We start from the raw sequence: 13,372 nt of genomic DNA, 5'->3' as shown, positions 1-13,372 counted from the left end.
GTCTGGCACTTCTATGGAGCCACAGCGACAAAGGAGTAGAGGCGTCCGGGTCGCTTTGAGCGCCGCAGGTACCACATCCCAATCCGGTTCACGATTGACCTCGGCAAGATAAGCCCAAGAAGTTTGCCTGGACGTGAGTCCGAAACTTTATCCAATAGAATTTCCTCCGTGTTCGGATGCAGATTTATCTCGGAATCATACGGCCCGAACTGCGCTACGATCGTAAAGGCGGCCCTTGAAAGAGCTTCACGGTAGTCCGCCAGGGTGAACGCGTTCTCGCCTCCGTACAGTTGATGGTCGACTTGCGAGTCCAGAAATGCCTGGAGGCCGGGTCCATAATCGTCGACGACATGTTCGCGGCACGCCAAAAGCAGCCCGCCCGGACGAAGCACTCGAGCATATTCCGATAGCATCGCCTTGAGGTCCTGAGCGTGGTGGAGACCTTGCCGGACGTACACCACGTCGAAGCTGTTCTCCTCGAAGGGGAGCTTTTCGCCAAAGGCGTCGATAATGCGTGCCTTGAGCCCCTCCGACTTGAGAGCCGTAGCGATCGCGCCGCGACCGACAGACGATGAAGGATCAGGCTCAACGCCGACAACATCGAACCCAAGTTTCGCAAACGCAAAAGTCGCGATACCGTTACCTGCGGGGACATCCAACACATCCCGGCTCCCTGGGCGATAAGCTTCGATCAGCCTGACCACCTCGGCGAATTCTCGGCTTTCCGAGAAGCGGCGACAGTTCCCCGTTAGATCGGCGGTCAAGTAAGCGTCGTAGACCAATTTCTGATGAAGCGGGTCAGACCGGAGGATGGAGATCGCTTGTTCCCAGGTGTGGTGAAACTTTCTGTTTGGCTCGGGCATCAAAATACCGTTAGCTCATCCGATGAGGTAAGTGTTAACTGGGAGCTTCCGAACCATTTGCGCCGGGTTACCGGCAACGATGGTATAGGGCTCAACGTTCCGCGTCACAACGCTTCGGGACGCTATGATGGCCCCCTCACCGATAGTCACGCCCTTGAGAACTGTGACACCAAAACCCATCCAGACACGGTCCTCAATGACGATAGGCGCCGATCCAACGTTGGTCCAGTCAAGTTGATCAAAGCAGTCTGCGTAGCCGTAGCGCTCATAGAACAGCTTCACGGCGGCCGCCCGATCACACCAGTTCATTGAATGAGAATCGTGGTCATAGATGGTGACGTCCCATGCGATCGTGACATCATTGCCAATCGTGACCCGATTTCTACTTAGAATTGTGCTGTCGGCACCGATGTAGCAGCGATCACCGATGTCGACCTGTCCGGTGCGCGCCTCAAAGACGATAGGCCCGTTCAACAGACAGTTTTCGCCGACACGCAGATATGCTCTCTCATCAACACTGGCAAGAAATCGCACGGAAAATCCACGCAGCATTCGCACCGAACGCGACATCAAGACTCGCGATCCTAAGGCTCGCATCTTCCGGTGTTGCCACGCATTCAGAATCTTGTAAGCGAGAGCCTTCATTGTAGGCCATCTGTCGGTTGGGTTTCACGGACCAACGCAAAGAAGACCACGCGATAGTCGCCTCTGGCTATGACTGGCAATTGCTCCAAATTGACGAAGCGCTGGGATGCATCCCCTCGAGAAAACACTTTCGGCGAGGACCAGCTATCGGCAACGGTCTCCACAATGCGCCAGCCGGCAAACAGGCTCCGGATGGTGGCGAGATCAAGATACCAGCCATTGTTGAACGCAAGCAGGTTCGGACCCACGGTCATACTAATGAGGAGAATTGCGTCATCGGACATGATCCGCCCAAGCTCGGACAGGAGGTTGGGAAGACTATCCCCGTCGAGTCGGTCACCGTACCTTCCAAGCCCGATCAACGGCAGAGCAACCGTGGAAGTAAAGCAGTCGAACGCGCCAGCAGGGAAAGGAAGAGGTAGCGTGACATCGTGCTGGACGTATCGAATCGCGCTTAAGCGATCATGACAATCGGCGAGCACAATAGCCGTTACGTCGTGGTATGCAGCAAGGATGGCATTTTGCGCTTTAGGGCTTCCGATATCGAGAATGCGGCGCTTACGTGTTTGGCGCGCCAGCCTAGCGGCGACCCAGTAGCCAAAGGCGTCATAGTGGTCGAAAAATTCGGTGGGATCAGCGGATGCATCGCCGACGATCTTCGTAGGCATGCCGCGCAACGGGTTGTCCGCCGACATCGAACACAGGTAGTCTTGAAGTTCTGATCGCATGAACAGCGATCTTGCCTTCCTCATGATCCGATTTGCAAATGGGGGCGGCGCGTCCTTCATTGAAGAGACGCATCCGCGAGCAACTCATTCACGACCTGGCCAATTCGCTCCACGTCCGACTTGCCGAGATCGAAGAACGACGGCAGGTTTAGTCCGATCCTGGACTTACGTGCCGCTACTGGCAACGACTCCTGCGAGTACATTGGCATCGTCGACAGAGGATAGAAATACGGCCGAGAATCAATGCCGCGTTGCTTCAGGGATTGGATGAACGCGGCGCGACTATCGTCGTCGAAGCGGTCAACCTCCAGACAGACCATCCAAAATGCGCTTCGAGCCCAATTCTGCACGCGATTTAGTCGGACGACATCACTGGTGCGAACGACGGATCGATACCACGCCATGATCTCAGCACGGCGAGCGAGAAATTGATCAATTCGCTCCATCTGCGCGACCCCAAGGGCCGCTTGGAGATTGGTCATGCGATAGTTGAACCCTCGCTCATCGTGGAAATAGCGGCGGTCTGAGCTCATGGCGTGATCACGAAGTCGCTTCGCTCGACGATAGAATGCGGGATCGTTCGTCGTCAGCATGCCACCTTCGCCAGTGGTCACGATCTTGTTTCCATAGAAACTGAAGACTCCGCAATCAGCGAGCCCTCCAACGCGCCGCCCCTTGTATTCGGCGCCGTGCGCCTCAGCCGCATCCTCAATAACAATAATGCCCCGCGGCCTCGCGATCGAAGCGATCGCATCCATGTCCGCGGGATGACCGTAAAGATGAACCGGCATCACGGCTTTCGTTCGCGGCGTGATCAAGGCCTCGACAGAACCGGGATCAATGCAAAGCGTCTCCGGATCGACGTCGGCAAGAACGGGCTTCGCGCCTGTGTAAGCGACCGCGTTGGCGGTAGCGACGAATGTCAAATCCGGAACGATGACCTCATCGCCGGGCCCGATTCCGAATGCGGCCAACGCAAGATGAAGACCGGTTGTCCCATTGCTCACCGCAATTGCAAATTCTGTTCCGCAATACCGTGCGAAGCTATTTTCAAACTCGTCGATGAATCTTCCAATGGAAGATACCCAACCGGATTCTACCGCGGCAAGCACGAGCTCCTTTTCTCGGACCCCAATGGAGGGCTGTGAAATGGGAATGAACTTGTCCGCCATGGTGTCGCTCGATATCCTGGTCCGGACCATCAAAGCAGCTTCTGAAACGCCTGCCATTGGTCTTCCTTCGAATAGGTGGTGGATATCATTTTGTGACCTTCGCGCGCAATAGCCTCACGATGCCCGTCATCTGCCAACAGGCGACGTATTTGAGCGACCGCGTCAACCCCGCTCGTGTAGGTGACGAGTGTACGTCCGGGCATCATTCCGGCCGGGTATTTTCCTGCATCAGAGAGCAGAAGGGCCCCGCATCCCATGCCCTCGAAGCAACGCATGTTCCCGCGCTCTTCTCCTACCATGTCGATGGCCCCGTTCAGAACGATCTTGGCCTTGGACAAGACTTGATAGAGCTCCAGGCCAAAGACGGGTCCTTGCGAAATCGAGCGCACTTTCGCCGGACGGCGGCTCCTGTTCAGCGGCGGCAAGATTCCCAGGGGGGAATCGGCGAGACGAGACAACCGCGAGGGATCCAGATGGAACACAACGCGCAATTGGTCAGCCAAGCCCGCAACTGCATTCAGTACTTCGGCTCGACGCCTGTGATGGCGCGAATATCCGCCGACGAAAACCACATCAACTGGACGATTGTTGTTTTCAGCAAAGCGATCCATAACCGGATCGTGGCTGGGCGCGAAATAAGCAGTGCGGTAACCGCGACGACTCATCTCGTTGAGAATGCCGGGAAAATTTCCCACGACAAGATCATATGTCGAGAAATCAACCTGCCCAGACGGCGCGCTGCGCCAAGCGATGCTTTTTTTGACACACCCCGGCAGCCGCCGAAGAAATCCGTTGGCGAGACGAACGGGATCCAGATTGTAGAATATCTCGGTGCGATGCGCTTCGATTTGCGCGAGTAAGATATCGTCCAGGGACAGCCTCTTCGGAAGGCCCGCTTCTCGGGCCCACGCGAGCTGTAAGGATGGGTCGTCCCAATTCGTGAAGAATGCATCGTCCTGACCGCAACTGATCGGCAGCAGGAGGTGGGAGGCCCCGTAGCGATCATCGAGAAATACTTGAACTTGCTCCTTGAAGGTCGAAGCATTTGCTGCAAGCCGCCGCAGGCGCCGCGCATATGACGGATAGTAACCTGAACTCTGAAATATCCTCATTCTCTATCTCGCACTACGCCGTCAAGACCAAAAAGCAACTCAGCCTACCGTGCAGGCGGTCCCGTGATGGTCCTGCGGGGTTTGGGGGACATTGATCATACCGCGATCCAACCGCGTTCCCGCGACCTCGGATGCATCGGCGACCAGCGGCAAAAGACGCGGAGGTCGAGGGCGATGAGCGCGCGGTAACAGACCCGCTGAGACAAAACACCCACCATTGGACGCGCCGCATATCGTTGCAGTGACTGACACAGCAATGCCCCGCGGCAGGTAGCTTTGGTCAAAGCAAGTGCGGTTGGACGCGCTTCGCCATGCCTTGTCAGTCAACCGCAGGAGACGCGGCACGCAGAAGTGCCATGACGTCACCGCACCCTTCCTAGCCCAGCGGTGGAGGCCTAGCAATGCAGCTGCCTCCCCCAATGATAAGCCACTGAAAGGGCTACATTTTTTAGAAAGCATCAACGTGACCGGCTCCGGCAGGCCGGACTCTCTGGCGAACGTTGTCCTGCCCGCGGCCGACCGACCGCTAGTCGGGAATTGACGTCATGAGCGCCTTGCGGGCGCGGCGTGTCGAGATGATACCGGCCAGCAGCCCCACCGCGATCAACCACAGGAGGCATTCCGTGACAAGGCGCGGGAAGCCCGCAAGCGGCAGCCATGCCCGGATGACCGCGCCGAGACCGTACCCCAGGAGGAGGATCGCCACGGCCCCCGCGCCGATGAACAGCAGGTGGCGAAACGTGTTCAGCAGGGTCTGTCGCATGACGATGATGCCGAGCACCCCCATCTGAATCAAGAGATCGCTCAAGACGATCGCGATGGCCGCCCCCAGTGCGCCGAGCGGGGGAATCAGCGTGACGGACAGAACCAGGAACGCGACAAGCTGCAGGCCTTTCGAGCGAACGAGAAGGTCCCGGCGATTACTGTAATTGGCGAATGAGAGCGCGAGCAGCGACGGCGCGGTGATCACGGAGCCAAGCAACAGGGTCGCGGTAAGAGCGGCATCGTAGGGCACGGTGCCATGTGTCCACAAGGCAAAGAAATCCGGCCAAAAAGGCAGGAGGCCTGATACGATCAGGCTGCAAAGCGCCGTGACGAGCAACGAGCCCCGCGCGAAGAGCCGGCGCAAACGCTCCTTGTCGCCGATCGCGTAGTCGTGCCCAAGTTCCGCGGCGAGCGGCAGGCTGACCTGGGCACACAATCCTCTCAGGAGACCAACAACCACCCTTGTCAAGCCCCACTGCGCGACCGCTATCCGGTCGACCAGGAACGCGCTGACCAGAAGCACCGGTGCATTGAGCAGCGCGAGTTCGGTCACATTGGCCACCGCGAACGGAAATGCGAGCCGGAATTGACCGCCCGCCCAGCGCCAAAACAGGCGCGAGGACACCGGCGCCTGCTTGCGGCGCAGGAATGGAAACAGGCGCGGCGCATCGATCGCGACGAGAAAGACTGCCGCGGCCACCTGCATCGAGACGAACGCCACACAGACGGCGATCAGCGTACCAAACGTCAGGATGGCGACGAGTTGCGCAAGCTGTGCGGCGAGCAAGGCTCCATTTTGAAACCACACGACGCGACCATATGCGCCGCGCACCCGGTACAACCCCGATACCAGGGTGGACGGCAGGAGCGCGACCACCCCGATCGTCATAACGAGCAAGGCGGCATCGAACTGCGCAACACGCTGGAATCCCAGCATGGCCGCCGGCGGTGCTAGCCACGCGACCGCCAACAACACCATCATGAGCGCGCCGGTAAGAGTAAAATAGATCCGTCGCATGCGCACGTAGAAGCTTGCCGTGCGTCCATCGGGGTCGACGCTCGACTTGAAGGTCAGGAAACGATTGATCGCATGGAGCTGCAGGCCGGCATCCGCGACTAGCATGAGGTTTCCCGCGGCAACGATAGCCAGCCAAGCCGCGAGCACCTCTCCGCTCCAGAAATGCAGGAAGACAGGGACAAGGAGAACCTGTTGCGACACGCTCAGAGCGAGCTGGACGACACTCGCCGACCAGCCTTGAACGAGACGCCGAAGCCGGCTATGACGCCCGGAGTCGGCCGCCCACAGGTTTCCGCTCGCATCGGCTTCGTAATTCAAAGGCTACCTCCCACCCGAGAGCGGGCTAGCAGCCTCGCAGATGGATGTCGATATGGTTTGGGGCGAGGTCGACATGTGTGTGAGGGATCGGATCCGAATTCATACCTCCAATCGGCCCCGAGGATGAACCTCTAAATGTGCCTTCCGTCGCGGAAAACTCTAAAGTAGCACCCCATCGGGAGACTAAGGTGTTGTGATGCCCTTCCAATATCAAGGCGATCGCCTATGCGCTCGACCTCGGTCTCGATTCCTTTGTGTTCCTCGATGATAACCCGGCCGGAAACGCGTCCGCGATGCGCTGCCGGCGGTCGCGGTGCCCGATTTGCCGGAAAATCCAAGCGACTGGCTGCCGGTATTCCAGGCTGCGGGATATTTCGCTTTTCAAAAGAGGACCAGCTGCGCGGAGGGTTTTACAAAGCGAACGCACTCCGGGCTGCCCAGCTCGAGCGGATCGGTGATCATAACGACTATCTGCGTTCGCTCGGGATGACGCTCGATCGCGCCGTTCGACGGCGCCGGCCGCAAGCGGATTGCCCAACTGATCTCGAACTCAAATCAATCTAACCTGACCACCCACCGCTACAGAGATGCCGAAATCGCTGCCCTGGAATCCACGCCAGACGTCTTTACGATACAGGCCCGGCTTGAGTATTTCGGCGACAACGGAATGATTTCGACCGTTATATGCTGTGAGACCGGTCAGGTTTGAGAGGTCGACAGCTGGATCATGTCGTGCCGCGTGCTCGGCCGACGCCTGGAGGAGGGCATCCTTCAGTACCTGGTCGAACAGGCTCGGCTCAGGGCGATCAGTGCGATCACGGGGCGCTACATTCGGACCGCCAAGAATGGCCTCGTTCGCTATCATTTTAGTAGGCTCGGCTTCGTTCAGGTCGGCACGCGAGAGGATGGTGGCTGTAGCCTCCTCGCGCTTCGCAGGCACTTCCCTTTTCACGGTCCTTGACCCACCAGCGCAACAGGCGCGCGATGACGCGGGAGTCTGAAGGGCTCGAGCCTTGAGTTATTTCTTAGCGGCTCACAAAACAGGCCGATATCGTAGTCGAATTCAATCCCGACGCCAAAACGGAGACCGACTAAGAGAGCCTGCGCAGGATCAACTCGCGCAACTCTTGCGGCAACATTTTCGGCTTCGGCCAGGAAGCCCCTACCACACGCGCCCGGTTTCGAGCCCAGCGAAATTCAATGCGTCCGACGACCTTAGGATCGAGTGACCAAGTACAGATATCGCCGAATTGACGGGAACCCGCGGATGTGAAATATCAGACAAATGACCTGACCCCACGATCGATTGCGGCTATTACCCGACATCCGATGTGTTACTCTTGGAGCTGCTTGGGCGGCTCTTAAGCGTCATCGGGAAAACAGCAAACGAATCGCGCCATCCTTCCGGCTCGATCCAGTACAAAGCGTAACGGACTCGGGGCTATCAGAACTTCGTCATGGACCATACAAGCCACGAAAACTTCAGCCGTGACACGACGCCGGAAACGGGCTCCGACCGTACATTTGGGTTGGTAATGGCTGCCGCGTTTGGATTGGTGAGCCTTGTCAACGGATGGCATCTTGGCGGCCTCTGGCCCTGGACGATTGCCTTGGCTGCGCTGTTTCTGGCGCTGGCGTTGGTGCGGCCATCGTCCCTCTACCCCCTCAACCGCGCATGGATGAAGTTCGGCTCGCTGCTGCACCGAATCGTCAACCCGGTCGTGATGGGCCTGTTGTTTTACGGCGCGGTTTTTCCCACGGGAGCCGTGATGCGGCTTCGCGGCAAGGATCTGCTCCGGATGAAGCGCGAGCCCGACGCCGAGAGCTACTGGATTGCACGGGTGCCGGGTCCGGCGCCGGAAACCATGAAAGATCAGTTTTGATGATGGATGTTCTCGCTGAGCTTTGGCGCTTCATGCGCGTTCGTCGAAAATTCTGGCTGACGCCGATCCTGATTATGATGGTGCTGTTCGGTGGCCTGGTCGTGCTGACCCAGGGGTCGGTGTTTGCGCCATTCATCTACACGCTGTTCTGAAGAGAGATGCGCGTTCTCGGCATCTCTGCCTTTTACCATGACAGCGCCGCAGCCCTGATTGAGGACGGACGCATAGTCGCGGCGGTCCAGGAGGAACGCTTCACGCGCAAGAAGCACGATCCGTCGTTTCCGCATCATTCGGTCCAGTATTGTCTGGAAGCGGCAGGCGTCGGGCTTGCGGGAGTCGATCAAGTCGCCTTCTACGACAAGCCGTTCCTCAAATTTGAGCGGCTCCTCGAAACCTATGTCGCGCTGGCTCCGCACGGCTTTCGCTCTTTCAAGATGGCGATCCCGTTATGGATGAAGGAGAAATTATTCCAGAAGAGCTTGTTGAGAAAATACCTTAAAGAGTTCGACGCTGAATTTGCCAGCGAGAAACTGCTGTTCACCGAGCATCATCTCAGCCATGCTGCTTCGGCATTTTATCCGTCACCCTTCGACCACGCCGTGGTTCTGACCATGGACGGCGTCGGCGAATGGGCAACGACCTCGGCCGCGATCGGCAAGGGTAATGCTCTTGAAATCTTCCAGGAGATCCACTTCCCGCATTCGCTCGGGCTGCTGTACTCGGCAGTGACTTACTACACGGGCTTCAAGGTCAATTCCGGCGAGTACAAGCTGATGGGGCTCGCGCCCTACGGCGAGCCCCGATTTGTGAAGCTTATTCTCGACAACCTGATCGACCTGAAGGCTGACGGCTCGTTCCGCCTGGACATGTCATATTTCGACTATTGCATCGGGCTCACAATGACCAGCGACCGGTTCGAAAAGCTGTTCGGCGCGCCGGTGCGGAAGCCCGACCAATTACTGACCCCGTTTCATATGGACGTCGCAGCTTCGATCCAGGCAGTGCTGGAGGAGGCGGTCTTGCGGCTAACCCGTAGCCTCGCCCGCCGCACCGGCTTGCCCAACCTTTGCCTCGCTGGCGGAGTAGCGCTCAATTGCGTCGCAAACGGCAAGGTGTTGCGCGACGGCAAATTCGAGCGCATTTGGATTCAACCAGCAGCCGGCGATGCCGGCGGTGCGATAGGCGCAGCGCTGGGCGTCTACCACCAGTTCAAGGAGCAGCCGCGGACCGTCGCCGGCGCGGACGGAATGTTGGGCTCATTTCTCGGTCCAGAATTTTCGCAATCCGATGTCGAGCGCAGACTCACAGCCGTGGGTGCGCGCTTTACGGTGTTAAGCGAGGAACAGATGATCGAGACGACGGCGCAGTCCCTCGCCAACCAACTTGCGGTCGGCTGGTTTCAGGGCCGCATGGAATTCGGCCCGCGCTCGCTCGGGGCGCGTTCGATCCTCGGCGATGCACGCTCCCACTCGATGCAGAAGAACCTGAACCTCAAAGTCAAGTACCGCGAGAGTTTCCGTCCCTTTGCGCCGGCCGTGCTGCGCGAGGATTTGGCAGAATGGTTCGACCTCGATTCCGAAAGCCCCTATATGCTGGTCGTCGCGGGCGTACGCGAAGACAGACGACGCGCCACCACAGCGGAACAACAGGCGCTGTTCGGCATCGACAAACTGAACGTTGCACGCTCGGAAGTTCCGGCCGTGACGCATGTGGACTACACTGCGCGCATCCAGACCGTCAGCCCAGAAACCAACCCGCTGTTTTACCGCCTCCTAAAAGCGTTCAAGGCAAAGACGGGATGTCCCATGCTCGTCAACACCAGCTTCAACGTGCGCGGCGAGCCGATCGTCTGTACTCCGGAGGACGCGTTCAACTGCTTCATGGGTAATGAACTCGACATGCTCGTAGTGGGCAATTGCGTGGTCCGGAAGTCGAAGCAAAATCCCGACCTCAAGCGCGATTACAGCGCCGCGTTCGAACTGGATTAGCGTTCTTTAACTGACGCGCCACCCACGACTGCCAGCGGTTGGGTTGGGGATGGAGTGCTGCTTGCGGCTATGGATTCCTCTGGGATTGTGTAACTCGGAGCATCTAAGGAGACCGTGTTGCATGTTGCCATGCCCTTCCTCCCATTCGTTGATTTTCTTTGCCCGATTACCGCTTGGTGAAGCGCATGTCAGCCTTCCCGGCGGGCGATATACAATACAATCGGATCCAGAAGCGGTTGGCAGCTATCAGGATGCTTTGGATTTTAGGCCGCGCGACTAATGCTGAGAAACTTCTTAGAAAATAAAATCATTCCAATCGGAAGTAGGGTTTTGGGCACATTAAAGGGGATCGGAGTATGAAAAAAGGGGCATCTTGGCTTGCGTCGTTCATTGTTGCCGCAGTGAGCATTACGCTCGGAGCTGTAATGCTGAACTATGGAGCAAAGGTAATTTACAGTTCTGATAACTTTCAGAAGACGCACCAGAACGGTATCAGGGCGGTTCAATACGTTGTAGGGCAACGACCCGATATTTACGGCGATGACTCTCAAATTATTCCTCATCCCTATTTGTTGTATACGAACCGACCTGGGTTTTCTGGGAAAGGATTCGTTCAGCACGACGAGGGGGGGTATCGAGTTGTCCCGCAGCCGAACCAAGCCGTCCATCTAACACCAAAGAAGATTCTTATTCTGGGAGGATCGACGACCTATAGCTACCCCTATGTCGCTGATCCCGCGCATTCGTGGCCAGGGGTCTTACAGAGTCTGTTGGGACCTGGATACCAGATCATAAATGCCGGTTTATCGTCGGCCACAAGCGCCGAACTCTTGGCTGATTATATATTTCGTCATCGCTATCTAAAGCCGGATATCGTGGTTTTTCACGAAGGCGGAAACGATGTATTGGCGATGATGTTTGCGAACTACAATCCGGAATACTCGCATCTTCGAGCTCCGGGGACGCGCCCAATAGCGGGAACAATCGACAAACACATTTTGGCTCGGGGTGGATGGCCTGCAAGACTGCTGTATGCGCACAATTGGAATGAACTCACCAGCGTATTTTCACCTATGCCTTATGATTTGTCCGGAATTTCACCGGCGGACGCTTTGACTAGGGCTACTAACGCGCCAACGACGGGTTTTGAGCGCAATTTAGATTTGCTTGTGCGAACGATTCGAGAAGATGGGGCGACGCCCGTATTGTTTGGGTTTGTACAGGCGCGTGAACAATTCATTTCGCGAAATCGCCCCGATCTTTTAGGCCGTGAGCACGCGTGGATCGTCGGTGTCGGCCGAAACCTTGCCATTATGGAAAGGATCGCAAAAGATCAGCGATTACTCTACCTCGATCCTAAAGATTTTGCGGCGAGCGACGATTGGTTTTTGGATAACTGCCATCTAAACGAAGCCGGCGAGGCCGCCAAAGCAAAATTTGTTGCCAGCGGAATAAAATCATTGCTAGGAGCGCGGGCCGAGACAGCAGTTCCTTAAAGCGTGAGGGCCGCGCGCTGGCTGATGAAAAAGGACGTGACCAAACAGGCCGAACCAAAGTAGATCGCGCCGCACTAGCCGGACCGATACGATGGCCTCGACCCGCTAGCTGGATTTCAACAGAAACAATGCGTCCCGGAGCACCGGTCCGTGTACCCCAGCCGGAAAATTGCGGTGGCGAAAGAAACGCTCGTTGGCACGGCCTGGCTACGCGCATCGAAGATGTTTGCGAAAAGAAAGAAGCCGCCTGTCTCACAAACCGGGACCACCTCACTCCGATGGCGGTCCCAAATATCAGGCCACCATCACCTCCTGATGAAACTATAATTTAAACGACTCGATCTGCTCGCCAGCCGTGTCTTCCGATTTGGCTCGAGGCGTAACGTCAGGTTTTCAGCTTCCGCGTTCACACGATTTGAAAATCGTTAGCCGTCAAGTTGACCTTCAACACGTGGTTGAGGGTAATTGTGTCGTTGGCATCATAGGTGATGACCGTATTGCCGTGGCCATCGTCAGCAGTATGGGAGAGCACGCTCGCAAAGTCCGCGAACAGCGCGTGATCAAACTGGATCACGTCGCCGACAGCCGGGCCGGCCTGGAAATCGGTAATGGTATCCTTGCCGAAGTTGGCACTGAACACAAACGTATCGTTGCCGGTTCCGTCGCCTGAGCCGGGGCCTTTGCCCCAGGCGGCATACGGAGCGAAGGATGTGCCGTTGGAAAGCCACACGTAAGAGGTGTCGCCTGAGAACTGAATAACGTCGGTTTTACCGTCGCCATTGAAGTCGCCAAACTTGTCGTTGGGCGAGAAACCGCTGCCCCAGAGGGCGTAGTTGTTGAACCCTGCACCGTTGGAGATCCAGACATAAGCGTTGCCGCCAGAGAATTGAAGGACATCGGTCTTACCGTCGCCATTGAAGTCGCCAAACTTGTCATTGGGCGAGAAACCGCTCCCCCAGAGGGCGTAGTTGTTGAACCCTGCGCCGTTGGAGACCCAGACATAGGCGTTGCCGCCTGAAAACTGAAGGACATCGGTCTTGCCGTCGCCGTTAAAGTCAGCGAACTGATCGTTGGGCGAGAAGCCACTGCCCCAGAGGGCGTAGTTGTTGAACCCCGCACTGTTGGAGACCCAGACATAGGCGTTGCCGCCTAAGAACTGAATGGCATCGGCTTTATGGTCGCCATTGAAGTCGCCGAACTGGTCGTTGGGCGAGAACCCGCTGCCCCAGAGGGCGTAGTTGTTGAACCCCGCACCGTTGGAGATCCAGACATAGGCGTTGCCGCCAGAGAATTGAAGGACATCGGTTTTACCGTCGCCATTGAAGTCGCCAAACTTGTCATTGGGCGAGAAACCGCTCCCCCAGAGGGCGTAGTTGTTGAACCC

Annotated in this window: 12 protein-coding genes and 2 pseudogenes; 5 read left to right on the top strand and 9 right to left on the bottom strand. The window is 57.2% G+C overall.

What is annotated here, in order from left to right:
* Nucleotides 1-11: 11 nt before the first annotated feature.
* From AC0L23_RS33875 to AC0L23_RS33845, 7 genes and pseudogenes are all read right to left on the bottom strand, one after another.
* On the bottom strand, nucleotides 12-863 hold the full coding sequence (locus tag AC0L23_RS33875) for a class I SAM-dependent methyltransferase (protein WP_085349446.1): 852 nt from the start codon (nucleotides 861-863) through the stop codon (nucleotides 12-14).
* Between the two features lie 51 nt (nucleotides 864-914).
* Nucleotides 915-1,064: pseudogene (locus AC0L23_RS33870) on the bottom strand (acyltransferase); the annotation flags it as partial.
* A 156-nt stretch (nucleotides 1,065-1,220) separates the two neighbouring features.
* A pseudogene (locus tag AC0L23_RS33865) lies at nucleotides 1,221-1,415 on the bottom strand (acyltransferase); the annotation flags it as partial.
* Between the two features lie 89 nt (nucleotides 1,416-1,504).
* A complete protein-coding gene (locus AC0L23_RS33860; protein WP_158091505.1) occupies nucleotides 1,505-2,236 on the bottom strand; it encodes a class I SAM-dependent methyltransferase in 732 nt (243 codons plus the stop codon).
* A gap of 56 nt (nucleotides 2,237-2,292) precedes the next feature.
* Complete coding sequence (locus AC0L23_RS33855) at nucleotides 2,293-3,465, bottom strand: DegT/DnrJ/EryC1/StrS family aminotransferase (RefSeq protein WP_198959210.1); 1,173 nt, start codon at nucleotides 3,463-3,465, stop codon at nucleotides 2,293-2,295.
* Nucleotides 3,438-4,520 (bottom strand): glycosyltransferase family protein, encoded by a 1,083-nt coding sequence (locus tag AC0L23_RS33850; RefSeq protein WP_085349449.1) that lies wholly within the window; start codon nucleotides 4,518-4,520, stop codon nucleotides 3,438-3,440. Before AC0L23_RS33850 ends, AC0L23_RS33855 begins: the two co-directional genes overlap by 28 nt.
* 526 nt (nucleotides 4,521-5,046) lie before the next feature.
* Nucleotides 5,047-6,621, bottom strand: a complete 1,575-nt coding sequence (locus AC0L23_RS33845; protein WP_473357980.1) for an MATE family efflux transporter — start codon at nucleotides 6,619-6,621, stop codon at nucleotides 5,047-5,049.
* Between the two features lie 225 nt (nucleotides 6,622-6,846).
* Between AC0L23_RS33845 and AC0L23_RS33840 the strand changes: the two genes are divergently transcribed.
* On the top strand, nucleotides 6,847-7,185 hold the full coding sequence (locus tag AC0L23_RS33840) for a hypothetical protein (RefSeq protein ID WP_473357979.1): 339 nt from the start codon (nucleotides 6,847-6,849) through the stop codon (nucleotides 7,183-7,185).
* Here AC0L23_RS33840 and AC0L23_RS33835 read toward each other — a convergent pair.
* Nucleotides 7,172-7,573, bottom strand: coding sequence for a hypothetical protein (locus AC0L23_RS33835; protein ID WP_085354308.1), 402 nt, complete (start codon nucleotides 7,571-7,573; stop codon nucleotides 7,172-7,174). The two genes, AC0L23_RS33840 and AC0L23_RS33835, sit on opposite strands and share 14 nt — an antisense overlap.
* A gap of 505 nt (nucleotides 7,574-8,078) precedes the next feature.
* Between AC0L23_RS33835 and AC0L23_RS33830 the strand changes: the two genes are divergently transcribed.
* The 4 genes from AC0L23_RS33830 to AC0L23_RS33815 all read left to right on the top strand — a co-directional run bounded on the left by AC0L23_RS33830 (nucleotide 8,079) and on the right by AC0L23_RS33815 (nucleotide 11,988).
* The gene (locus tag AC0L23_RS33830; RefSeq protein WP_085349452.1) at nucleotides 8,079-8,504 is read left to right on the top strand and encodes an SxtJ family membrane protein; all 426 of its coding nucleotides are present in this window, start codon (nucleotides 8,079-8,081) and stop codon (nucleotides 8,502-8,504) included.
* A 2-nt stretch (nucleotides 8,505-8,506) separates the two neighbouring features.
* Entirely contained in the window at nucleotides 8,507-8,656 is a 150-nt protein-coding gene (locus tag AC0L23_RS33825) for a DUF5989 family protein (RefSeq protein WP_094183386.1), read from the top strand.
* A gap of 6 nt (nucleotides 8,657-8,662) precedes the next feature.
* Nucleotides 8,663-10,492: a carbamoyltransferase family protein gene (locus tag AC0L23_RS33820; protein ID WP_085349453.1), complete on the top strand. Its 1,830-nt coding sequence runs from the start codon at nucleotides 8,663-8,665 to the stop codon at nucleotides 10,490-10,492.
* A 356-nt stretch (nucleotides 10,493-10,848) separates the two neighbouring features.
* Nucleotides 10,849-11,988, top strand: coding sequence for an SGNH/GDSL hydrolase family protein (locus tag AC0L23_RS33815; protein WP_473357978.1), 1,140 nt, complete (start codon nucleotides 10,849-10,851; stop codon nucleotides 11,986-11,988).
* A 406-nt stretch (nucleotides 11,989-12,394) separates the two neighbouring features.
* Here AC0L23_RS33815 and AC0L23_RS33810 read toward each other — a convergent pair.
* On the bottom strand, nucleotides 12,395-13,372 hold a 978-nt coding region (locus AC0L23_RS33810; protein ID WP_473357977.1), incomplete at its 5' end, for an FG-GAP repeat domain-containing protein.

This window comes from Bradyrhizobium sp. MI1.4 (genome assembly GCF_055811315.1).
This window is presented reverse-complemented; position numbering and strand designations above follow the sequence as displayed.